Source organism: Paraburkholderia sp. J8-2 (genome assembly GCF_905220195.1).
Taxonomy (GTDB): Bacteria; Pseudomonadota; Gammaproteobacteria; order Burkholderiales; family Burkholderiaceae; genus Paraburkholderia.
Genome location: NZ_CAJMZA010000004.1, coordinates 211,974 through 235,078, shown reverse-complemented (window position 1 = coordinate 235,078; position 23,105 = coordinate 211,974). Strand labels below are relative to the sequence as shown.

Sequence of the window (23,105 nt, the reverse complement as noted above, 5' to 3'; positions counted from 1 at the left end):
TCATTCATGCGTCGTTCACCGATGAATCTGCTGAAACGAACCGTTGTGCCCGTCGCTCTCGCGATGACCGTCCTGGCTCTCGCAGCCTGCTCATCGACGAAAGACGTGCGTCGCGTGCCGGTGCCGCTGACCGATTTCAAGCAGGCGCTGGATGTCCAGCAGGTGTGGAAGTCGAGCGTCGGCAAGGCCGGCCGCTATCTGTTCGCGCCGGTCGCGGTGGGCGACGCGATCTACGCAGCGGGCGAGAACGGCTCGGTCGCGAAGATCGACGCCGCGTCGGGCAAGGACATCTGGCGCACCAAGCTCAAGGACGACCTCTCGGCGGGCGTGGGCAGCGACGGCAATCTTACGGCGGTGGGCGGCCTGAAGGGCGATGTCTACGTGCTCGACTCGAACGGCAAGCTCTCGTGGCAGGCCAAGGCCCCGGGCGAAGTCATCTCGCCGCCGCTCGTCGGCAACGGCCTCGTGATCGTGCGCACGATCGACGGGCAGATCGTCGCCTTCAACGGCCAGACGGGCGAGCAGAAGTGGCTCTACCGCAACCGCGCCGTGCCGCTGAATCTGCGCGTGTCGGCGGGCATGACGTTCGCGGGTGACCAGGCCGTGCTGGCCGGCTTCCCGGGCGGCTCGTTCGCAGCGATCAACCTGCAAAGCGGCGACGCGTTCTGGGAAACGCCGGTCTCTTACCCGAAGGGCGTGACGGAAGTCGAGCGTATCAATGACGTGAGCGGTCCGCCCACGCTGGTGGGTGCCACCACCTGCGCGGTGACGTTCCAGGGTCAGCTTGGCTGCTTCGACGCCAATTCGGGCCGTCCGATGTGGCAAAAGGCGTTCTCGAGCACGAGCGGCATCGCTCAGGATGAAGGCACGGTGGTCGGTGGCGACGACTGGTCGGTCGTGAAAGCGTTCAGCGTGTCGACGGGCGAGCCGACCTGGACGAACGAGAAGCTCAAGAGCCGCGACGTCAGCGTGCCCGCATTGCTGGGCCATGCGGTCGTGCTGGGTGACTTTGAGGGTTATGTCCACTTCCTCTCGCTCGACGACGGCAGCTTCGTCTCGCGCGTGAAGACCGACGGCAGCCCGATCACGGCGGCTCCGGTACTCGCCGGCAACACGCTGGTCGTGCAGACGAAGGACGGCGACCTGTACGGTCTGCGTCCGCACTAAGTGGCGTTGGCTGCGGTAGCGCCTTCGGGGCGCGCCGCAGAGACACATGACGCCGGCTTGCGCGGCCGGCGTGCAAGGCAAGAAACGCGCATCGACCCGCGCACTGCACGCATACGCAGTTGGCAGCGCCTCACGAGCGGCGCTCCGATGCATGCAGATGCTCGAGGTACCGGAGCCGGCAGGTTCCGATGCCTCACCCGCTGGCCGGCTCAAGCCGGCCATGCGCATTTTGGGACGGCGGCGCGCACGACCTCGCCGTTCATCCGCTGTTCACCCGCTGTTCACCGTTACCGCCCCAGGCGGTTGCGCGGCGTCCAGCCCCGGTCGCGTTGCGCTTTCGGCTCGGGGACGCGGCCCTGCTCGTGAATTTCGTGATAATTTGCAACTGATGCAGCCCCGCAGGCGCAGGGCTTGCCGCGCAGCGCGCCGGACTCTCCGGCGCTGCGCCTTACTGTAGAAAAGATCAGATGAAACCCGTAATCGCCCTCGTCGGGCGCCCCAATGTGGGGAAATCCACGCTGTTCAACCGGCTCACGCGTTCGCGCGATGCGCTGGTGGCCGACCTGCCTGGCCTCACGCGCGACCGTCACTACGGTGAAGGGCGCGTGGGCGAGCGCCCGTATCTCGTGGTCGACACCGGTGGCTTCGAGCCGGTCGCGAAGGACGGCATCCTGCACGAAATGGCGCGCCAGACGCGCCAGGCTGTGGAAGAGGCCGATATCGTCGTGTTCATTTGCGACGGCCGTAATGGACTCGCGCCCCAGGACAAGCACATCGCCGATTACCTGCGCAAGACCGGCCGGCCGATCTTCCTTGTGGTGAACAAGGCAGAGGGCATGAAGTACAGCGCCGTGGCTGCCGACTTCTATGAACTCGGTCTCGGCGACCCGCGCGCGATTTCCGCGGCGCACGGCGACGGCGTGACGGAAATGATCAACGAGGCGCTCGAACAGGCGTACGCCGATCAGCCCGAGGAAAGCGAAGAGGACGCCGCCAAACACGGGATCAAGATCGCGATCGTCGGTCGCCCTAACGTGGGCAAGTCGACGCTCGTCAATACGCTGATTGGCGAAGACCGCGTGATCGCATTCGACATGCCGGGCACGACGCGCGATTCGATCTATGTGGATTTCGAGCGCGGCGGCAAGAAGTACACGCTGATCGACACGGCAGGCCTGCGCCGCCGCGGCAAGGTGTTCGAAGCGATCGAGAAGTTCTCGGTGGTGAAGACGCTGCAGTCGATCGCCGACGCCAACGTGGTGATTCTGCTGCTCGATGCGCAGCAGGAAATCTCGGACCAGGACGCGCATATCGCGGGCTTCGTGGTGGAACAGGGCCGCGCGCTCGTGGTGGGCGTGAACAAGTGGGACGGCATGGACGACCACGCGCGCGAGCGCACCAAGCACCACCTGCAGCGCAAGCTCAAGTTCCTCGATTTCGCGGAAATGCGCTTCATCTCGGCGACGGAGAAGTTCGGCATCGGCCCGCTCATGCGTTCGGTGGACGACGCCTATGCCGCCGCCATGGCGAAGCTGCCCACGCCGAAGCTCACGCGCGCGCTCATCGAAGCCGTGGAGTTCCAGCAGCCGCGTCGCCGCGGCCCGGTGCGTCCGAAGTTGCGCTACGCGCACCAGGGGGGACAGAACCCTCCGATTATCGTCATTCACGGCAACGCACTCGACGCCGTGACGGAAACCTACAAGCGCTATCTGGAGAATCGTTTCCGGGAAACTTTCTCGCTCACCGGCACTCCATTGCGCATAGAGTTTCGCTCCTCGACGAATCCCTATACCGAGAAAAACTAGGCTGTTGCTGAATAGCGTTCGCTACCCCGCAAAGGCCGCCTGGCCGAACCGCCAGGAACCGCGCGGGGGAACGAGAATCGGCTATAGTGTAGCGATTGGTGGTGGATTTCTTTTTCTTCATCCCAATATAAGTTAAACCTGCAAAAAAATACGGAGTTTGCTATGAGCAACAAAGGGCAATTGTTACAAGACCCGTTTCTGAACGCGCTGCGCAAGGAGCACGTGCCTGTTTCGATCTATCTGGTCAACGGCATCAAGCTTCAAGGGAACATCGAATCGTTCGACCAGTACGTCGTGTTGCTCCGTAATACGGTTACGCAAATGGTTTACAAGCACGCCATCTCCACGGTGGTTCCGGCCCGTCCGGTGAATTTCCACCCGGATACGGAAGCGTCCTGACCCATGACGCGGCCGGACCGGGGCGCCTCGCAGGCTGCTCTGGTCCGGCCGCTTTCATTTTGACATCCTCTAATTTGATCAACGCCGCACTCGTCGGCATCGACTTCGGCAAGACCGACTTCGAAGCCAGTCTCGAAGAACTCAGCCTGCTCGCTAAAAGCGCGGGCGCCACTCCTGCTGTCACGCTCACCGGGCGACGCTCCAGCCCCGACGCCGCCATGTTCATTGGTAGCGGCAAGGCCGAGGAACTGCGTCTCGCCTGCGAAGCGAACGACATCGAAATCGTCATCTTCAATCACGCGCTGTCGCCCGCCCAGCAACGCAATCTGGAGCGCGCGCTCAATCGTCGCGTGGTCGACCGCACGAGCCTCATTCTCGACATCTTTGCCCAGCGCGCCCGCAGCCATGAAGGCAAGCTGCAGGTCGAACTCGCGCAGCTGCAATACCTCGCCACGCGCCTCGTGCGCGCCTGGACTCACCTTGAGCGCCAGAAGGGCGGTATCGGCCTGCGCGGCCCGGGTGAAACGCAGCTCGAAACCGACCGCCGGCTGATCGGCGAGCGCATCAAGATGCTGCAGGGCAAGCTTGCGAAGCTGCGTCGCCAGCACGGCACGCAGCGGCGTCAGCGCGAGCGCACCCGCACGATGTCGGTGTCGCTCGTGGGCTATACGAACGCGGGCAAGTCCACGCTCTTCAATGCGCTCACGAAGGCGCAGGCCTACGCCGCCGACCAGCTGTTCGCGACGCTCGACACGACCTCGCGACGCCTCTGGCTCGGGGACGAAGTGGGCCAGATCGTGCTGTCCGATACCGTCGGGTTCATCCGCGAGCTGCCTCACCAGTTAGTCGCCGCATTCCGCGCGACGCTGCAGGAAACGGTTCAGGCCGACTTGCTGCTGCACGTGGTGGATGCGTCGAGCGCCGTGCGTCTCGACCAGATCGACGAGGTGAACAAGGTGCTGCGCGATATCGGCGCGGACACGATCCGTCAGGTGCTGGTCTTCAACAAGATTGACGCGGTGCCGGAACTGGCGGCCCGTGGCGGAACGGTCGAGCGTGATGAATATGGTAATATTTCGCGCGTCTTTTTGAGCGCGCGCACGGGCGTCGGACTGGATGCGCTGCGCTCCGCCATCGCCGAAATCGCGACTGCCGAGCCGCTTGCCGACGCGCCGCAGTCCCTGGCCGCAGACTGGAGCGCGGTGCAGGAAGAACCTCGCTGGGAACCCGAACACGAGCGCTGAAGCGCGCCCGGCATTGCCTCGCAAGCAAGGCCGGCCCCGCGGCTCCGATGGAATCCGCACGCAATTGACCCGCTGTCTACTCTGGTGAACGAACACAGGTGAACGATTACAACAAGCGGACTGGCTGGCAGCGCGCGCGCGCCATTTTCTCGTTGAACGACCCGCGTTGGGGTCGAGGCGACGGCAATGGCCAGCGTTCTGACGACGGGCGTCGCCCGCCGGGCAACAAGGGTGACAACGGCGACAAGGGAGACGGTCCGCCGGATCTCGACGAAATGTGGCGCGACTTCAACCGCCGCGTGTCCGCATTCTTCGGCCGCAAGGGCAAGGGGCCGGGTGGCTTCGGGCCGCGCCCGGACAACGGCCACGGCGCGCGCATCGGCGTGGGCATCGTAATCGGCGTGCTCATTGCGATCTACGTGGGGAGTGGCGTGTTCGTCGTCCAGGAAGGGCAGGCCGGCGTCGTGCTGCAGTTCGGCCAGTATCGCCACACGGTGGGTCAGGGCGTGCACTGGCGCATGCCGTATCCGTTCCAGACGCATGAAATCGTCAATGTCGGCCAGATCCGCACCGTCGAGATCGGCCGCAACAACCTCGTGCGCCCGGCAAACGTGAAGGACGCCGCGGTCATCACGCACGACGGCGACATCCTCAACGTGCGCTTTACCGTGCAGTACCAGGTCAAGCAGCCGACCGACTATCTGTTCCGCAGCGTCGATCCCGACCTCACCGTCACGCAGGCCGCGCAGGCGGCGGTGCGCACCGTGGTGGGCGCGCGCAGCACGAACGACATGCTCTACGCCGACCGCGAGCCAATTCGCGCCCAGCTTGCCGACACGATCCAGCACGCGCTCGACGAGTACAAGACGGGCCTCGGCGTGACCGGCGTGGCGATCCAGAGCGTCTCGGCGCCCGATCAGGTGCAGGCGGCACTCGACGACGAAGCCAAGGCGCGCCAGGACCGCGACCGCGCGAAGCGCGACGCCCAGGCCTATGCCGACCAGCTGTTGCCGCGCGCGCAGGCCGACGCGGCGCGTCTCATCGACGAAGCCAAGGCTTACAGCGAACGTGTGGTGTCGCAGGCACAGGGCGATGCGCAACGATTCACGCAGGTCTACGAACAATATGCGAAGGCGCCGGCTGTGATTCGCGAGCGCATGTATCTCGAGACGATGCAGCACATCTATTCGAATGCGACGAAGGTGTTCGTCGACAGCAAGTCGGGCAACAACGTGATTAATCTGCCGCTCGACAAGCTCGTCGACATGACACGTCAGCGCGCCGCCGTGGCTGCGGGCGCAACAGGCGCGGCTGCGGCCTCGGCTTCGAGCGCCGGTGCCGGTGCGGCAACGGCCGGCGCGGCTTCGGACGCCAACGCGGCCTCCGCTCCGGCAGCCGGCAGCGACTCACAGCAAGGCGCACAGCAGCAAGGTGCACAGCAGCAAGGTGCACAGCAGGGCGCCCAGCAGCAGGGCGCAGCTCCCGCAACCACGGCCAGCGACGCGGCAGCCGCCGCGAGCGACGCCTTCCGTTCGCGCGATGCGTTCCGCTCGCGCGGCCGCGAAAGCGACGTGCAATAAGGGGAGCGTCACTATGAACAAGATCATTGCGCTCGTCGTTGCCGTCGTGGTTGTCGTGCTGGTTGCGTCGTCGGCCGTCTTCATGGTCGATCCGCGCCACGTCGCCATCATTTCCTCGTCGGGCGGGGCCAACGCCACGCTCGCAGGTCCTGGGCTGCACGTGAAGCTGCCGCCGCCGTTCCAGACCGCCACGTTCATCGACACGCGCATTCAGGCGTTCGATGCGCCCGATGCCGACCGTTACACGACGTCGGACAAGACCGAACTGCTCGTGAACCCGGTCGTGCGTTATCGCATTTCCGATCCGCTCAAGCTGTTCGCGGCCACGAAGGGCGATGCACAGACGCTTTCCGACCGCCTCGCGTCACTGTCGCGCGACGCGCTCGGCGACGCGATCTCGAAAGTCACGCTCACCGAGGCGCTGGCGCAGCAGGAAGCCATCGCCAACGGCGCGCGCGACGCGCTCAGACAAAGCGCGGCGCCGCTCGGCATCGACGTGATCGCGATCGAACTCACGCGCGTCGATTACCCGCCGGAGCTGGCGCAAACGATCTTCAAGCGCATGAGCGCCGCACGCGAGCAGGCCGCTGCCGAGATTCGCGAGAAGGGCGCGGCCGAGGCGCAGCAGATCAAGGACGACGCGCAGCGCAAGCAGCAGGGCGTGCTGGCCGACGCCTATGCGCAGGCGCAAGCGATCAAGGGCGAGGGTGACGGCAAGGCCGCCGCGATTGCCGCCGAGGCGTTCGGGCGCGACCCGGACTTCTACCGGTTCTATCAAAGCATGCTCGCTTACCGCGAGAGCTTCCGGCCCGGCGACGTCATCGTGGTCGACTCATCGAGCGACTTCTTCCGCTTCATGCGCGGCCCGAACGGCGGCGTAAATGGCGGAGACAACGCATCGGCTTCCGCCACCCCGCGCAAACACTAGACAAAACGAGACACATGCGCCGCGCACTGCGCGGCGTCTTTCTTCGCATGGACATAGCTGGCTCCCTCTTGCTCGCGATCGCATTGATGCTGATTATCGAGGGCATGTTCCCGTTCGTTTTTCCGACGGCGTGGCGTGACACATTCCGTAAAATCGCGGAACGGCCGCCGCATCACATCAGGATTGGCGGGCTCATCGTGATGGGGCTCGGCCTCGTCCTGCTGATGCTGGCGACCTGACAGCATCATGCCGCCGCGTTCTTCAGATGCGGTGTGCGATGGGCGTTTTTTGACGGATTCCGAATTACCGGGCGGCGTGGCGTTTCGCCGCGCGTGGCCCTCATTGTGGTAGGACTCAACCGATGTCGACCTGGTTACTCCCCGAGAATATTGCGGACGTGCTGCCGTCCGAAGCGCGCAAGATCGAAGAGCTGCGCCGCCGCCTGCTCGATCGTTTCCGCGCCTATGGCTACGAAATGGTCATGCCGCCGTTGCTCGAGTATCTCGAGTCGCTGCTCGTGGGCAGCGGGCGCGACCTGAACCTGCGCACGTTCAAGCTCGTCGACCAGCTCTCGGGCCGCACGCTCGGCCTGCGCGCCGACATGACGCCGCAGGTCGCGCGCATCGACGCGCACCTGTTGAACCGCCAGGGCGTGACGCGCCTGTGCTATGCGGGCAACGTGCTGCACACGCGCCCGCGCGGCTTGCACGCCACGCGCGAACAGATCCAGACCGGCGCCGAAATCTACGGTCACGCGGGCCTCGAAGCCGACCTCGAAATCCAGCAGCTGATGCTCGATGCGCTGCGCCTCGCGGGCCTCGCGAAGGTGCGCCTCGACCTCTCGCACGCGGGCGTGCTCGCGGCGATCTTCGAAGCGGACCCGGCTGCGGCTGCACTCGGCGATGCCTTGTATGAAGCACTCGCTGGCAAGGACGTGCCGCGCCTCGCGGAACTCACGCAGAACCTCGAAGCCGCCACGCGCGACGCTTTGCGCGCGCTGCCCTCGCTCTACGGCGACGCGAGCGTGATCGACGAGGCGCGCGCGCGTCTGCCGGCGCTGCCGGGCATTGCGCGAGCGCTCGACGACCTCGCGTTCCTCGTGCGCGAGATCGAGGGTGCGGAGCTGATGCTCGACCTCGCCGATCTCGGTGGCTACGCGTACCACAGCGGCGTGATGTTCTCCGCCTACGTGGACGGCGTGCCGAACGCCGTGGCCCGTGGCGGCCGCTACGACAAGGTGGGTGAGGCCTATGGCCGCGCCCGCGCGGCAACGGGTTTTTCGCTTGATTTGCGCGAAGTGGCGCGCATTTCCCCGGTCGAAGCGCGCAGCAGCGCGATCCTCGCGCCGTGGCGCCATGACGAGGCGCTGCGCGCCGCCGTCGCCGCGCTGCGCGATGCGGGCGAGGTCGTGATCCAGGCGCTGCCGGGCCACGAGCACGACATGGACGAGTTCGCCTGCGACCGCGTGCTCATCGAGCGCGACGGCGTCTGGGTCGTCGAAAAACACGCCTGATACTGCACCGGGGCGGCCATTCGCGCCGCCCGCGAAGCGGCCGCGCAGCCGTGCCAAAGCACGCTTCGCTTCGCGCATGCCGTTGAGTGCAAAAGGAAATTCCGCGAATTTCGGGAAAAAAAGGCGGCCTTGCCGCTGAACCCAGGTAAAATACGTTTTTAACCAGCTAACGAAACACCATGTCTGCCAGCGCAGTGAATGTAACCCCGGGACGCAATGTCGTCGTCGTGGGCACCCAATGGGGCGATGAAGGCAAGGGCAAGATCGTCGACTGGCTGACGGACCACGCGCAAGGCGTGGTGCGTTTCCAGGGCGGTCACAACGCCGGCCACACACTCATCATCGGCGGCAAGAAGACCATTCTCCGGCTGATCCCGTCGGGCATCATGCGTGCCGGCGTCGCCTGCTACATCGGCAACGGCGTGGTGCTCTCGCCCGAAGCGCTTTTCAAGGAAATCGGCGAGCTCGAAGAAGCGGGCATCGACGTCCAGAAGCGCCTGTTCATCTCCGAAGCCACCACCCTCATCCTGCCGTACCACATCGCCATCGACCAGGCGCGCGAAGCCAAGCGCGGCGCCGCGAAGATCGGTACGACGGGCCGCGGCATCGGTCCGGCCTACGAAGACAAGGTGGCGCGCCGCGGTCTGCGTGTGCAGGACCTGTTCGAGCCGGAAAACTTCGCCGCTCGCCTGCGCGAGAACCTCGACTACCACAACTTCGTGCTCACGCAGTACCTGGGCGCGCCGGCCGTGGACTATCAGCAAACGCTCGACACGATGCTCTCGTACGCCGAGCGTCTGAAGCCGATGGTCACGGACGTTTCGCGACGTCTGTACGACGTGAACAACGAAGGCGGCAACCTGCTGTTCGAAGGTGCACAGGGCACGCTGCTCGACATCGACCACGGCACCTATCCGTTCGTCACATCGAGCAACTGCGTCGCGGGTGCAGCTTCGGCCGGTGCGGGCGTCGGTCCGCAAAAGCTGAATTACGTGCTCGGCATCACCAAGGCGTATTGCACGCGCGTCGGTTCGGGCCCGTTCCCGAGCGAACTGTACGACGCCGACAACGCCGATCGCCAGGAAGAAGTGGGCCTCACGCTCGCGAAGGTCGGCAAGGAATTCGGTTCGGTCACGGGCCGTCCGCGCCGCACCGGCTGGCTCGACGCTGCTGCACTGCGCCGCTCGATCCAGATCAACGGCGTGACGGGTCTGTGCATCACGAAGCTCGACGTGCTCGACGGTCTCGACGAAGTGAAGCTCTGCGTCGGCTACAAGGTCGATGGCAAGGACGTGGACATTCTGCCGCGCGGCGCCTCGCAAGTGGCCGCATGCGAGCCGGTCTACGAGACGTTCGAAGGCTGGAACGAAAGCACCATCGGCATCACGCAGTTCGACGCGCTGCCCAAGAGCGCGCAGGCGTATCTCACGCGCGTGCAGGAAGTCGCCGGTGTGCCGATCGACATGGTTTCGACGGGCCCGGATCGCGACGAAACGATCCTGCTGCGTCATCCGTTCAAGGTCTAAGTAGCAAGAAGGCAGAAGCAAAAATGATTCAAATGATGGACCCGCGCAACGACGACAAGAACCTGTGGGTCGGCTGGGATGAGTATCACCGGCTGATCGAACTGCTCGCGCTCAAGGTGCACGAGTCGCGCTGGAAGTTCGACCAGATCCTGTGTCTCGCGCGCGGGGGCTTGCGCGTGGGCGACCAGCTCTCGCGCATCTACGATCTGCCGCTGGCGATCCTCGCAACCAGCTCGTACCGCGAAGCCGCAGGTACGGAGCAGGGCGATCTCGACATCGCGCAGTACATCACGATGACGCGCGGTCACCTGGAAGGCAACGTGCTGCTAGTCGACGACCTCGTCGATTCGGGCGTCACGCTTGCCCGCGTGCAGGAGCACCTCAAGGAGCGTTACCCGGCCGTGACCGGCGTGCGCTCGGCGGTGCTCTGGTACAAGGGCTGCTCGAAGGTGACACCGGACTATTTCGTCCAGCATCTGCCGACCAATCCGTGGATTCACCAGCCGTTCGAGGAGTGGGACACGGTGCGCCCGCACAATCTCGGTGCGTGGATCAAGCGTGGTCTGCAGCAGGCGCAAGCGGCGCAGAAGTAAGCAGGGGTTATGCCGCCGCCAGGGTTTTCGGACCCGTGGCGGGCTGATCCAGAGACGGAGCCTTTATGGCTCCGTTTTTTTTGCGTATCGCCCACGTTCCCTGGTGGCAGCGCAGGCGGGCAGACGTCATCTGGGGCCGGTGCTAAACTGCGCGGGGACAAGGGGATGTCGCAGTGCCGCGACGGCCGCTCGGTTTTGGCCACAGCCCGGTTTAGAATAGCGCTCGTTTTTTCCGCCTCGCAACGGATTACCGCGTATATGACAACTAGCACACACGTGGCCAAGCAGCCGCTACCTACTCTCGCCGTAGCGGCCATCGGCGTGGTGTTCGGCGACATCGGCACGAGCCCGCTGTATTCGCTGAAAGAGGCGTTCAGCCCTTCGCACGGCATTCCGCTCAACGACACCTCCATTCTCGGCGTCATTTCATTGCTGTTCTGGGCGATCGTGATCGTCGTCAGCGTCAAGTATGTCCTTTTTGTGATGCGCGCCGACAACAACGGCGAGGGCGGCGTACTCGCGCTCATGGCGCTCGCCATGCGCTCGTTCAACCGCAAGAGCAAGTCGGCGGCGTTGCTCACGGCATTGGGCATCTTCGGCGCGTGCATGTTCTACGGCGATGCCGTGATCACGCCGGCGATCTCGGTCATGTCGGCAGTGGAAGGCCTCGAAATTGCTGCGCCCAAACTCTCGCATCTGGTGCTGCCGTTCACGATGGTGATCCTGATCCTGCTGTTCTGGATCCAGCGGCACGGCACCGCGCTGGTCGGCCGTCTGTTCGGCCCGATCATGGTGCTCTGGTTCATCACCATCGGCGTGCTCGGCGTCTCGCGCATCGTGCAGGCGCCTGGCGTTATCGCGGCGCTCAGTCCGTACTACGCGGTCAGCTTCATGGGCGCGCACATGCTGCAGGCTTACGTGGTGCTCGGTTCGGTCGTGCTGGTGCTGACCGGCGCGGAAGCGCTCTATGCCGACATGGGCCACTTCGGCGCGAAGCCGATTCGCTGCGCCTGGTACACGCTCGTGATGCCCTCGCTCGTGCTGAACTACTTCGGCCAGGGTGCGCTCTTGATGCAGGACCATCGCGCGATCGAAAATCCGTTCTTCCTGCTCGCGCCTGACTGGGCCTTGCTGCCGCTCGTCGTGCTCTCGACGGTCGCCACCGTGATCGCCTCGCAGGCCGTGATCTCGGGTGCATACTCGCTCACGAGTCAGGCCATTCTGCTTGGCTACGTGCCGCGCATGAAGGTGCTGCACACGTCGGATCTCGCCATCGGTCAGATCTACGTGCCGGTCGTGAACTGGATGCTGCTCTTCATCATTCTGTGCATCGTGGTCGCCTTCAAGAGTTCGGACAATCTGGCCGCCGCCTACGGTATCGCCGTGACCGCGACGATGGTGATCACCACGGTGCTCGTCGCCGTCGTGATGACGAAGGTATGGAAGTGGAACAAGGCGCTCGTCGCCTGCATCATCTCGGTGTTGCTGGCCGTCGACCTGGGTTTTTTCGGCGCGAACCTGCTTAAGGTCGAAGAGGGTGGCTGGCTGCCGCTTGGCATCGGCGCGCTGCTGTTCTTCCTGCTGATGACCTGGTTCAAGGGCCGCATGATCGTGAAGGACCGCACGGCCGCCGACGGTATTCCGCTCATGCCTTTCCTGCAAGGGCTGCTCGCGCACCCGCCGCATCGCGTTTCGGGCACGGCCATCTACCTCACGGGCAGCGAATCGCTCGTGCCGGTCAGCCTGCTGCACAACCTCAAGCACAACAAGGTGCTGCACGAGCGCACGATCTTCCTCACGTTCGTGATCCGCGATATTCCGTATGTGGCTGACGCCGAACGCGTGTCGGTCAAGGATATCGGCGGTGGGCTCTATCTCGTGAAGGCCGATTACGGCTTTAACGAAACCCCCGACGTGCAAGCGGTGCTCGATGACATTTCGCGCACGCACAACATGACGTTCGAGATGATGGACACGTCGTTCTTCCTCGCGCGCGAGACGGTCGTGCCGACGCAACTGCCGGGCATGTCGATCTTCCGCGAACGCATATTCGCGTGGATGCATCAGAACGCCGCGAAGCCCACCGACTTCTTCAGCATTCCTGCGAACCGCGTAGTCGAACTCGGGACGAAGATCGAGATCTGATCACGGCGTTTCGATCAACAAAAAAGGCACCCGAGGGTGCCTTTTTTGTTGCGCATACAACGTAAGCCGTTGCGGCCCACGTGGCGTCATGCGGACATCAGCGTTGCTTGAGCTTCGCGAATGCCGCCGCCATTGCGCCTGCCGGTTCCGCATCGCGCGAACGCTGGCCGCCGCGATTGTCGCGATTGCCGCTGCCGCGGTTGTCACGATTGCCGGACTGGCCCGCGTTACCGCCACTGCGTGAGCCGCCCGCGCTCATGGGGTCGTCGTCCAGACGCATCGTGAGCGCAATGCGCTGACGCTTCACGTCGACCTCGAGCACCTTCACCTTCACGACCTGGCCGGCCTTCACGACTTCGTGCGGGTCCTTGATGAACTTCGTCGACATGGCGGAGACGTGCACGAGTCCGTCCTGATGCACGCCCACGTCGATGAACGCGCCGAACGCCGCCACGTTCGTCACGACGCCTTCGAGCAGCATGCCCGGCACGAGGTCGGACACCTTCTCGACGCCATCGCGGAACGTTGCTGTCTTGAACTCGGGGCGCGGATCGCGGCCCGGCTTTTCCAGCTCGCTCAGGATGTCGCGCACCGTCGGCAGGCCGAAACGTTCGTCCACGAACTCGGTGGGCGCGAGGCCCGACAGCGCTTCGCGGCTGCCGAGCACGTCGCCGATCGTGCGCTTGATCTTCGCAAGCATGCGCTCGACGACGGGGTACGCTTCCGGGTGCACCGACGAGCGATCGAGCGGATTGTCGCCGCCGTTGATGCGCAGGAAGCCTGCGGCTTGCTCGAACGTCTTGTCGCCCAGACGCGGCACCTTCTTCAGATGCTCGCGGGACGGGAAGGGGCCGTTCGCGTCGCGGTAATCGACGATATTGCGCGCGAGCGTGGAGTTCAGGCCCGACACGCGGGCGAGCAGGGCGACCGAAGCCGTGTTCGCATCGACGCCCACGGCGTTCACGCAGTCCTCGACGACAGCGTCGAGCGAGCGCGCAAGTTCGCGCTGGTTCACATCGTGCTGGTACTGGCCCACGCCAATCGCCTTCGGCTCGATCTTCACGAGTTCGGCGAGCGGGTCCTGCAGGCGGCGCGCAATGGAGACCGCGCCGCGCAGCGAAACGTCGAGCTCGGGGAATTCCTTCGCAGCCAGTTCGGACGCCGAATAAACCGACGCCCCGGCTTCGGAGACCACGATCTTCTGCAGCTTCAGTTCGGGATGCTTCGAGATCAGCTCGCTCGCGAGCTTGTCGGTTTCACGCGAAGCCGTGCCGTTGCCGATGCTGATGAGTTCCGCTTGCGTTTGCGCGGCAATGCGCGCGAGCTTCGCGAGCGAGCCATCCCAGTCGCGGCGCGGCTCGTGCGGGTAGATCGTGTCGGTGGCGAGCAGTTTGCCGGTGCGGTCGACCACAGCGACCTTCACGCCCGTGCGCAGGCCCGGATCGAGGCCGATCACGGCCTTGGGGCCGGCCGGCGCGGCAAGCAGCAGATCCTTCAGATTGCGCGCGAACACGCGGATCGCTTCGTTTTCGGCCTGCTCACGCAGATTCGTGAGCAACTCGTTTTCGATATGCGGCTGCACCTTCACGCGCCAGCACCAGCGGCACACGTCGGAGAGCCATTTATCGGCTGGACGGTTCTGGTTCGCAATGCCGAAGTGGCGCGCGATCATCGCTTCGCCCGGATGCGGCACCTGTGCGTCCAGTTCGCCGCCAAGGCCGAGCTTGACCATCAGCACACCGGCGTTGCGGCCACGGAACAGCGCGAGCGCACGGTGCGACGGCACGGTCTTGATAGTCTCGGAGTAGTCGTAGTAGTCGCGGAACTTCTCGCCTTCCTCGCTTTCCTTGCCCTCGACCACGCTCGACATCACCACGCCCTGGTTGAACAGCCAGTCGCGCAGTTTGCCCAGCAGTTCGGCCGTTTCGCCGAACTGCTCGGAGAGGATGTCGCGTGCGCCGTCGAGCGCGGCCTTCACGTCCGCGACGCCCTTCTCGGCGTCCACGTACTGCGCGGCTTCCGTTTGCGGGTCGAGCAGCGGGTTCGCGAGCAGCGCGTCGGCGAGCGGCTGCAGGCCGGCTTCGCGTGCGATTTGCGCGCGCGTGCGGCGCTTGGGCTTGTAGGGCAGATAGAGGTCTTCGAGGACCTGCTTGCTGTCGGCGGCTTCGATGGCGGTACGCAGCTCATCGGTGAGCTTGCCTTGTTCCTCGATGCTCGCGAGGATCGCCGCACGGCGGTCTTCGAGTTCGCGCAGATAGAGCAGGCGCTCTTCGAGCGTACGCAGTTGCGTATCGTCGAGATTGCCCGTGACTTCCTTGCGATAACGGGCGATGAACGGAACGGTCGAGCCTTCGTCGAGAAGCTGCACGGCGGCTGCGACCTGGCGCGGCTGCACGCTCAGTTCAGTGGCGATACGCTGGACGATCTTGAGTGCTACGGTTTCCGTCATAGGGTCTGGATATTCCTGCGAGGATCGGTTTGCGGTCCGGGTTTGCGCTCCGGCGGCCGGTGCGAGCTCGAGCGCCCGCAGCGCCCGCTGTGCAAAAAGGCACCTTGGCGGGTGCGCCGCCGGCCGGTGGAGCGGGGCATTTTGCCATAAATGGCCGAGCGCTCAACCCGGGGGGTGTTAGAATTTCAGCCATGTTCCGCTGCCCACAGAAGACGTTGACGACCTCCCGCTTCTCCCCCGATTTGCCCCTTGCCCGGTTTCGCACGCCTGTTGGCGTCACTCGGCGGTTCCCCGCTCTTGGGGCAATTTGTGCCGTCGCGTTGAGCATTGGTGCGAGCGTTCCGGCCCTCGCGCAGGCGGTCGGGGTATCGGGGCCGCTACAGCAGCAAGGTGCGGCAGCAGCACCGGTCATGAAGCCAGCGGCTTTGGGCAACGCGCCGCTTGCAGCGTCTGATGCGGGAGAGGGCGCTGGCACGTCGGCATCGCAGCAGAGCGATTTCGATCAGCGGCAACAGGTGCTGGACCGGCGGAGTGCGGAGAACGACTATCAGTTTGCCGTCGCGCAGCACAACTGCTACAGCACGTTCTTCGTGAATCATTGCATCGGCAAGGCGCGCGACAAGATGCGTGTCGTGCAGGCCGATATCCGCCGCGAGCAACTGGCGCTCGACGACGAAAAACGCGCCGCGCATGCGCAGCAGCGCGACCAGCAGGCCGCATTGAAGCGCGCGCAAGACGAAGCCAACGCGCCGCAGCGCGCCGCCAACGAAGCGGCGAGTGCACAGGCGTACGAACAGAAGCAGCAGCAACACGCGCTCGATCAGGCGCAGCGCCAGGCCGAAGCGCCGCAGCGTGCGGCGAACGAGCAGGCGTATCAGGAAAAGCAGCGCCAACATGCGTTGGCTCAGGCGCAACGCCAGGGCGAGCAATCGCAGCGCGACGCGAACCAGGCGGCGTACGATCAGAAGCAGTACCAGAACCAACTGGACGAAGCGCGCCGCCAGGGCGAGCAGAAGGGCCAGGAGCGTGCGGAAAAGGCCCAGCGCTACCAGCAGAAGCAGGAAGACGCGGCGAAGCATAAGGCCGATGTCGAAGAGCGTCAAAAACAGGCGGCCGAGAAGGCGCAGCAAAAGCAGCAACAAGAACAACAGCAGCAGCAACAACAAAAGCAGCAGCAGGAAGAACAGCAGGACCAGTAGCACGAGTAGCACGCTTTTTCAGCCGGACTGCAACCTCAGGCGCGTTGTCCTTCGCAAGCGCGCGCCGCATATGTCGAGGAGGCGAGCATGCGCGAGCATCGTGAAGTCAAGACCGAGGTCCTTCGTGACCGCATTCTGCAGCTGGAATCGGAACATGGCGATCTGGACCGCCTGATAGACAGGATGTCCGATACCCCGGACTATGACGATCTCGAACTGCAGAGGCTGAAGAAGCGCAAGCTCAAGGTCAAGGACAACATCCTCCTGCTGCAACTGCAGCTGGACCCCGATTCAACGAAGACTTCGGACGGGCACGCCTGATCCCGGGTCCTGGCAGGCGCCGGGGCGCGGCAGTCGGCGAGTTGCGCCCTTCCGGACCGAGCAGGAACCGCTTGCCTTGAATTCAACGACCGTTTCTCGTTCCCGGCCCGCGCGCGAAGGCGGCGCGCCGGAGGCCGACGCGCGTGCGACGCAAACAGCCGCAGCCCCCGTGTTGAGCGCACGCCGTGCCGCCGAGCTCGAGCAGCTCTTCGCGGCCGACGGCTTGCTTGCGCGTGAGATCGACGGCTATCGCCCGCGCGCGGCGCAGATCGAAATGGCGCGCGCAGTTGCGGCCGCAATGGAAGCCGCCGCGCAATCCCAGCCGGACCCCGCAATGTTCGAACTCCAGTCGCGCCCGGCGCGGCGGCTCGAGCGTGGGGCGCCGGCACAGCCGGGCGCCGGGGAAGCGGCGAGCGCCGCCGCCGAGAACGGTGACAATACGCTCATCGTCGAAGCGGGCACCGGCACCGGCAAGACCTACGCGTACCTCGTGCCGGCCATGCTGTGGGGCGGCAAGGTGGTCGTCTCGACGGGCACGAAGCACTTGCAGGATCAGCTCTTCGCGCGCGACATCCCCACGGTGCGCGACGCGCTAGCGGTGCCTGTGAGCGTCGCAATGCTCAAGGGCCGCGCCAACTATCTGTGCCATTACTACCTGCAGCGCACGGCCGACAACGGCCGGCTCCCGTCGCGCCAGGAAACCGCGTATCTGCAGGAAATCGTGCGTTTCGCGAAGATCACGCGCTCGGGCGACAAGGCCGAACTCGCGAGCGTGCCCGAGACGGCTGCCGTGTGGTCGATGGTCACATCGACGCGCGACAACTGTCTTGGCCAGGAGTGTCCGCATTACAAGGACTGCTTCGTAATGCAGGCGCGCCGCGAGGCGCAGCAGGCCGATATCGTGGTGGTGAACCACCATCTGTTCTTCGCCGACATCATGCTGCGCGACACCGGCATGGCCGAACTGCTGCCGAGCGCGAATACGATCATCTTCGACGAAGCGCATCAACTGCCCGAAACGGCAACGCTCTTTTTCGGCGAAACCCTCTCGACTGCGCAGTTCCTCGAACTCGCGCGCGATTGCGTGGCCGAGGGTCTGAGTCATGCGCGCGACGCCGTCGAGTGGGTCAAGCTCGGCGCTGCGTTGGAGCGCGCGGCGCGCGACGTGCGGCTTGCGTTCAAGGAAGATTCGCTGCGGCTGTCGATCACGCAGTTGCCCGAAGACCATCCGCTCTTCGACGCGCTCGATGCGCTGCAGACCGAACTGGGCGCGCTTGCCACGGCGCTCGCGGGTCAGGCCGAACGCGCCGAATCGATCGGAGCCTGCTTGCGCCGCGCGCGCGAACTGCAAGGCATCCTTTCGGGCTGGACCGTACCGCAGAGCGACGCCCCAGCGCACGAAACACGCAAGACCGATGCAAACGGCCAAGACGAAAACGCTCACGCTGCGGACGACGCGGACGAGAAAGTCCGCTGGGTCGAGGTGTTCTCGCACACGGTGCAGTTGCACGAAACCCCGCTTTCCGTGGCGCCGATTTTCGCGAAGCAACGCGCGGGCGTGCCGCGCACGTGGGTCTTCACATCGGCCACACTTTCGGTGCGCGGCGACTTCACGCACTACGCGGCGCAAATGGGTTTGAGCTCGCGCCGCTCGATGACGCTGCCAAGCCCGTTCGACTATCCCGCGCAAGGTCTGCTTTACGTGCCGCGCAATATGCCGCAGCCGTCGTCGCCGCAGTTCACCGACGCCGTGTTCGATGCGGCGTTGCCGGCGATCGAGGCGTCGGGCGGCGGTGTCTTCATGCTTTGCACGACGTTGCGCGCCGTCGACCGCATCGCGCAGAAGCTGCGCGACACGATCGAGGCGCGCGGCTGGAACACGCCGCTGCTCGTACAGGGCGACGCGAGCCGCACGGAGTTGCTCGAGCGTTTCCGCGCCTACGGCAATGCAATTCTCGTGGGCAGCCAAAGTTTCTGGGAAGGCGTGGACGTGCGCGGCGATGCGCTTTCGCTCGTGGTCATCGACAAGCTGCCGTTCGCGCCGCCCGACGATCCGGTATTGGCGGCACGGCTCGACGCGCTGGCGAAGAAAGGCCTGAGCCCGTTTGCGGTCCACCAGCTCCCGCAGGCGGTGATCACGCTCAAGCAGGGCGCGGGGCGGCTGATTCGAGCGGAAACCGACCGCGGCGTGTTGATGATTTGCGACACCCGTCTCGTCGACAAGCCGTACGGTCGACGTATCTGGCAAAGCCTGCCGCCGTTCAAGCGGACGCGGGAAATTGAGGTGGTGCAGGCGTTCTTCGAAGAGAAGAACGAGGAGGCAGGGGAGCAGGGCGAGGCACGTTAAGCCTCATGCGCACCGCATAACAAAAAAGCCACGAACGTGAGTTCGTGGCTTTTTCGCTTGCCCGCCGTATGTCTGAAGCGCGTTTGACGCAGGCAGCAGACCGTACGACGGTTCGCTGCGATGCCCGCCGGGACCGTGGTCTCCAGCGAGCGTCGCGCGAACGCAACTTACTGGCTTGCGCCCGAAGCAGCAGCCGGAGCCGAAGCGCCTGCGTCCGAAGCAGCAGCGCCAGCGTCCGAAGCAGCGGCGGTAGCCGAAGCAGCAGCGTCGCTCGCAGCAGCAGCAGCGCCCGAAGCAGCAGCAGCAGCGTCCGAAGCAGCAGCAGCCGGTGCCGAAGCAGCAGCAGCGTCGCTAGCCGGCGCAGCAGCTTGGTCGCTGCTCTTGTTGCACGCAGCGAGTGCAACAGCTGCCAGCAGGGATGCTACGAGGAGGGATTTCTTCATGATCACGTCCTTTTATGGTTAAAGGTAAGCAACAGCGCAAAATAATACCGGTAAATGTGCCCCAACACCGACCTGAGCCGCTGGTGGAGATGCACTGCAAGAGCGTGAATCTTCCCTACGGCCTGGCCGGAAATTATAGGCACTTTCGTATCGACCGTCGACAAATCCGGGGACAATACGTTGTCTTTCTCATACAAGCACTATTTTAGTACGGTATAACAGTCCGAAGCGCTTAGGCAAGCACCCCGGTCCGAATCCAGCCCGCACGATACCACTCGTGTAGCAACGCTGTCACACACGAATCGTGTGAGAGTGTTACAAAGCGTTTCCCGTCCATAGAGCGCCTGTCGGCCAGTGCCGGCAGCCACTTTCTTGCCTCTTTGAGCAAGTACTGTTCCCCGTTCAGGTAATACGACCGCGAATCGTAAAGCAGGATTGTCCTGCGGTCGAGTGTTATCCCATTTTTTGCCGCTTGCGCAACGAAACGGGCTTCGTCGAGCGGCTTTTCGGGGGCGTCGAATACGACATTGGCTTTCGGTTCGGACAGCCAGGAGCCTACGAACGAGGAGACATCGGCGTTGCTCCAGCGCACTTTAGCAAGCACGCCTCCAACACGCTCTACGAGTGCCGGGGGCAGCTGCGCGGGGTGCGCAACGGCCGGCTGGTCGGGGTCGCGATAGAGCGTGGGCTTGCCGTTGTCGTCGTTCGCGCCGCGCTCGGCGAGCCAGTATAGAAACTGGCTTGTCAATTCACTCGTGGAAGGAGAACGAAAGCCGATCGAGCACGTCATGCATTCGCCCTCGGCGACGCCGTCGTGCGCGATATGCGGCGGCAGGTACAGCATGTCGCCTGGCTCCAGCAGCCACTCTTCTTCAGGTTCGAAATTCGCGAGAATCTTGAGCGGCAAACCTTCCTGAAGAGAGAGGTCGCGCTGCGCGCCAATGCGCCAGCGGCGCTTGCCATGCACCTGCAGCAGGAAGACATCATACGAATCGAAGTGCGGGCCCACACCGCCGCCGTCCGACGCATAAGAGATCATGAGGTCGTCGAGCCGCGCGTCGGGCGCGAAACGAAAGCGCTCGAGCAGGGCGCGCGCGCGGTCGTCGTGCAGGTCGGCACCTTGCACGAGCAGCGACCATTGGCGAGTCTTCGGCGTGGGCAGTTCGTCCGGCGAGAACGGACCGTGTTCGAGCGCCCAGCGGCGGCGAAAATGGGTGATGAGCCGCGACTCGACGTCGTCGCTGTCCGCAAGCGCGAAGAGTTCGTCGCGCGAGAGTGGCGCTTCGATCCCGGGAATCGCCTGGCGGATCAAGAGGGGCTTTTTCTGCCAGTATTTGCGCATGAACTGCGCCGGAGTCAGGCCGCCCAGGAGCGGCGTGGCAACATCGGGCGCGAGGCATGCCAGGGGGAGGGAGGCGCGCTGCTTGCGCGCGTCCACCGGGTGGTCTGGGGACCGCTTCGGCATCGTATAATGTGGTCTGTAATCTGGAGGAACGAATGAAAATTGCAAAGGACACCGTCGTGTCGGTCGCTTACAAGCTATCGGATGCGCAGGGCAATCTGATTGAGGAAAGCGACGAGCCGATGGTCTATCTGCACGGCGGCTATGATGGCACGTTCCCCAAGATCGAGGAAGTGCTGGACGGGCAGGAGCCGGGCTTCGAGACCCAGATCCAGCTTGAGCCGCAGGACGCCTTCGGCGAATACGATCCCGAGCTCGTGAAGATCGAGCCGCGCAACCGCTTTCCGGAGCCGCTCGAAGTGGGCATGCAGTTCGAAGGCACGCCCGAAGAAGGCGACGAAGACCTCGACGCGCTCATCTATACGGTCACGGACGTCGCCGAAGACAAGGTCGTGCTCGACGGCAATCATCCCCTGGCGGGCATGGCGCTGCGCTTCGCCCTGACGGTCAAGGAGGTGCGTGTCGCCACCGAAGACGAAATCGAACATGAGCACGCGCACGGCGCGGATGGCCTCGAAATCGTCGACGAAGACGAAGAAGACGACGGCGACGAAGGCGCCTCGAAACCCACCCTGCACTAATCGCCGATCAATGCGCGAAGCCGCCCGACGCCGGTGCGCCGGGTGGCTGCAACTGGCCGCCGCTATTCCCACCTTCCGGGCTGTTCTGCCCACTTGTACCATCTAGTCCATTCTGGCCACCCTGCGCGGGCCATACCGGCTTCGGCACGCCGTTTTCAGGCGCCGGCAAGCCTTGCGGCACGGCGGTTCCGGATGCGCCCGGCGTCACGGGCGCCACGTCGGGCGACTGCGGCATCCCCGGAATCTCGGTCACATCCGGCATCGACGACACTTCGGGCATTTCCGGCATCGCGGGCGACGCTACGCCTGGCAGATTCAACGACGGTGGTGTGGGAAGCACTGGCAGATGTTTCGGTACGTCGCGCACGCTCACGCGCAGAGGCGTACGGCGCGCCATGTCGGCGTCTACCTGCAGCCACTGCGTAAGTGGGTCGCGCAGCGAGAACGCGATGCGCGTGACGTTTTCTATCCTGGCGCCTTTGTCGTTACGCAGCGGCTGATCGATCGTGAAGCCGCGTGCGAGCTTCGAGTCGTCTGCATTCACGATGATGATCTGGCCGCGGAACGTTTCGGCGAGCTTCACGAGGCTGCGGCGCAACTCGAGATAGCCGTCGCGCGGCGCACGGTGAAAGCGCAGCCACGCGAAGCGATCCGGCCGCTCGTAATGCTCGGGCATCGCGTTGCCCTGCATGAAGATGACAATTGCGCGCGCGTTGCGGCGCTTCGCATATTCGGCCGCATGTTCGAGCCAGAAGCTGTTGGCGATCACGCGGTCTTCGAACTCGCCATTGCGCCCGCCTGCATTGAGATAGTGATTGTTCCCGTCGGGCACATTCAGCCCGATGAACACGGTATCGCCAAGTTGCCAGCGCACGTTTTCCCGATACGGCCGGAAGCGCGAAACTTCGCTCTCGCGCGTGAGCGTCAAGGGAGTCTGACCGAGCGCGTTAGGGTCGGAGAAGAAGTTCTGACGCAGGAAATCGAGTCGCTCTGCGGGATCGTAGGCACCCGAGCCGTTCATGCCGCAGGTCACCCAGTCGCGTTCGCCGGGCACGAACACGAGCGGCGCGCGTGACGCATCGAGAATGTCGTGACGACGCTCATAAAGATGGTCGGCACAGGTTTCGTGTGCACCTTTGAGATTGCCGTCGTAGACGGTGAAGGTGATTCCCGGATCGCGCCCGATGGCGTCGATGAGTCGCTGCGCCGACGCTTCCTCGGACTGCGAGGTGAGTGCGTTCGCCACGACCGCGAAGGCATAGCGCGGCGCTTGTGCGAGCGCCGCGAGCGGCGAACCCAGCAACGACGCCAGCATCAACGCGCATGACACACGGCGCATAATTTTCAGATAGCGCGAACGGGGGCTGCCGCGGCCCGCCGGTTGCGGTGGCCGCGGCGGCGTC

19 protein-coding genes are annotated in these 23,105 nt (G+C 64.4%); 15 read left to right on the top strand and 4 right to left on the bottom strand.

Annotated features, from left to right (window positions below; all coding sequences use genetic code 11):
• Window positions 1–21: 21 nt before the first annotated feature.
• The 11 genes from bamB to U5A52_RS12295 all read left to right on the top strand — a co-directional run bounded on the left by bamB (window position 22) and on the right by U5A52_RS12295 (window position 12,900).
• Complete coding sequence (gene bamB / locus U5A52_RS12345; protein WP_321908909.1) at window positions 22–1,167, top strand: outer membrane protein assembly factor BamB; 1,146 nt, start codon at window positions 22–24, stop codon at window positions 1,165–1,167.
• A gap of 467 nt (window positions 1,168–1,634) precedes the next feature.
• The gene (der, locus tag U5A52_RS12340) at window positions 1,635–2,972 is read left to right on the top strand and encodes a ribosome biogenesis GTPase Der (protein ID WP_321908907.1); all 1,338 of its coding nucleotides are present in this window, start codon (window positions 1,635–1,637) and stop codon (window positions 2,970–2,972) included.
• A 162-nt stretch (window positions 2,973–3,134) separates the two neighbouring features.
• On the top strand, window positions 3,135–3,371 hold the full coding sequence (gene hfq / locus U5A52_RS12335) for an RNA chaperone Hfq (protein WP_027793540.1): 237 nt from the start codon (window positions 3,135–3,137) through the stop codon (window positions 3,369–3,371).
• Between the two features lie 74 nt (window positions 3,372–3,445).
• Window positions 3,446–4,615 carry a GTPase HflX gene (gene hflX / locus U5A52_RS12330; protein WP_321908906.1) on the top strand — a complete coding sequence of 390 codons (1,170 nt, stop codon included), beginning with the start codon at window positions 3,446–3,448 and terminating at the stop codon, window positions 4,613–4,615.
• A 98-nt stretch (window positions 4,616–4,713) separates the two neighbouring features.
• Window positions 4,714–6,195, top strand: a complete 1,482-nt coding sequence (gene hflK, locus U5A52_RS12325; protein ID WP_321934896.1) for an FtsH protease activity modulator HflK — start codon at window positions 4,714–4,716, stop codon at window positions 6,193–6,195.
• Window positions 6,196–6,208: 13 nt separating this feature from the next.
• On the top strand, window positions 6,209–7,123 hold the full coding sequence (locus U5A52_RS12320; RefSeq protein ID WP_321934895.1) for a protease modulator HflC: 915 nt from the start codon (window positions 6,209–6,211) through the stop codon (window positions 7,121–7,123).
• A 47-nt stretch (window positions 7,124–7,170) separates the two neighbouring features.
• Window positions 7,171–7,362 carry a DUF2065 domain-containing protein gene (locus U5A52_RS12315; protein ID WP_028210024.1) on the top strand — a complete coding sequence of 64 codons (192 nt, stop codon included), beginning with the start codon at window positions 7,171–7,173 and terminating at the stop codon, window positions 7,360–7,362.
• Between the two features lie 122 nt (window positions 7,363–7,484).
• Window positions 7,485–8,636, top strand: coding sequence for an ATP phosphoribosyltransferase regulatory subunit (locus U5A52_RS12310; protein ID WP_321934894.1), 1,152 nt, complete (start codon window positions 7,485–7,487; stop codon window positions 8,634–8,636).
• A gap of 179 nt (window positions 8,637–8,815) precedes the next feature.
• Entirely contained in the window at window positions 8,816–10,162 is a 1,347-nt protein-coding gene (locus U5A52_RS12305; protein WP_321908899.1) for an adenylosuccinate synthase, read from the top strand.
• Window positions 10,163–10,185: 23 nt separating this feature from the next.
• Complete coding sequence (locus U5A52_RS12300) at window positions 10,186–10,755, top strand: phosphoribosyltransferase (protein WP_321908898.1); 570 nt, start codon at window positions 10,186–10,188, stop codon at window positions 10,753–10,755.
• 258 nt (window positions 10,756–11,013) lie between these two features.
• Window positions 11,014–12,900, top strand: a complete 1,887-nt coding sequence (locus tag U5A52_RS12295; RefSeq protein WP_321908896.1) for a potassium transporter Kup — start codon at window positions 11,014–11,016, stop codon at window positions 12,898–12,900.
• Window positions 12,901–12,997: 97 nt separating this feature from the next.
• Here the strand turns inward: U5A52_RS12295 and U5A52_RS12290 are convergent, their stop codons facing one another.
• Window positions 12,998–15,349 (bottom strand): Tex family protein, encoded by a 2,352-nt coding sequence (locus U5A52_RS12290; RefSeq protein WP_321934893.1) that lies wholly within the window; start codon window positions 15,347–15,349, stop codon window positions 12,998–13,000.
• 191 nt (window positions 15,350–15,540) lie between these two features.
• On the opposite strand from U5A52_RS12290, the gene U5A52_RS12285 reads away from it, so the two are divergent.
• From U5A52_RS12285 to U5A52_RS12275, 3 genes are all read left to right on the top strand, one after another.
• The gene (locus U5A52_RS12285) at window positions 15,541–16,548 is read left to right on the top strand and encodes a colicin transporter (RefSeq protein WP_415773847.1); all 1,008 of its coding nucleotides are present in this window, start codon (window positions 15,541–15,543) and stop codon (window positions 16,546–16,548) included.
• An 87-nt stretch (window positions 16,549–16,635) separates the two neighbouring features.
• Window positions 16,636–16,869 carry a DUF465 domain-containing protein gene (locus U5A52_RS12280; RefSeq protein ID WP_028204122.1) on the top strand — a complete coding sequence of 78 codons (234 nt, stop codon included), beginning with the start codon at window positions 16,636–16,638 and terminating at the stop codon, window positions 16,867–16,869.
• A gap of 76 nt (window positions 16,870–16,945) precedes the next feature.
• Window positions 16,946–19,216 (top strand): ATP-dependent DNA helicase, encoded by a 2,271-nt coding sequence (locus U5A52_RS12275; protein ID WP_321934891.1) that lies wholly within the window; start codon window positions 16,946–16,948, stop codon window positions 19,214–19,216.
• Between the two features lie 167 nt (window positions 19,217–19,383).
• Here the strand turns inward: U5A52_RS12275 and U5A52_RS12270 are convergent, their stop codons facing one another.
• Complete coding sequence (locus U5A52_RS12270) at window positions 19,384–19,659, bottom strand: hypothetical protein (RefSeq protein ID WP_112172866.1); 276 nt, start codon at window positions 19,657–19,659, stop codon at window positions 19,384–19,386.
• Between the two features lie 232 nt (window positions 19,660–19,891).
• Window positions 19,892–21,124, bottom strand: a complete 1,233-nt coding sequence (locus U5A52_RS12265; RefSeq protein WP_321934890.1) for a cupin domain-containing protein — start codon at window positions 21,122–21,124, stop codon at window positions 19,892–19,894.
• Window positions 21,125–21,156: 32 nt separating this feature from the next.
• On the opposite strand from U5A52_RS12265, the gene U5A52_RS12260 reads away from it, so the two are divergent.
• Window positions 21,157–21,702 (top strand): peptidylprolyl isomerase, encoded by a 546-nt coding sequence (locus U5A52_RS12260; RefSeq protein ID WP_321908888.1) that lies wholly within the window; start codon window positions 21,157–21,159, stop codon window positions 21,700–21,702.
• Window positions 21,703–21,709: 7 nt separating this feature from the next.
• Here the strand turns inward: U5A52_RS12260 and U5A52_RS12255 are convergent, their stop codons facing one another.
• Window positions 21,710–23,017 carry a hypothetical protein gene (locus tag U5A52_RS12255; RefSeq protein ID WP_321934889.1) on the bottom strand — a complete coding sequence of 436 codons (1,308 nt, stop codon included), beginning with the start codon at window positions 23,015–23,017 and terminating at the stop codon, window positions 21,710–21,712.
• Between the last annotated feature and the right edge of the window lie 88 nt (window positions 23,018–23,105).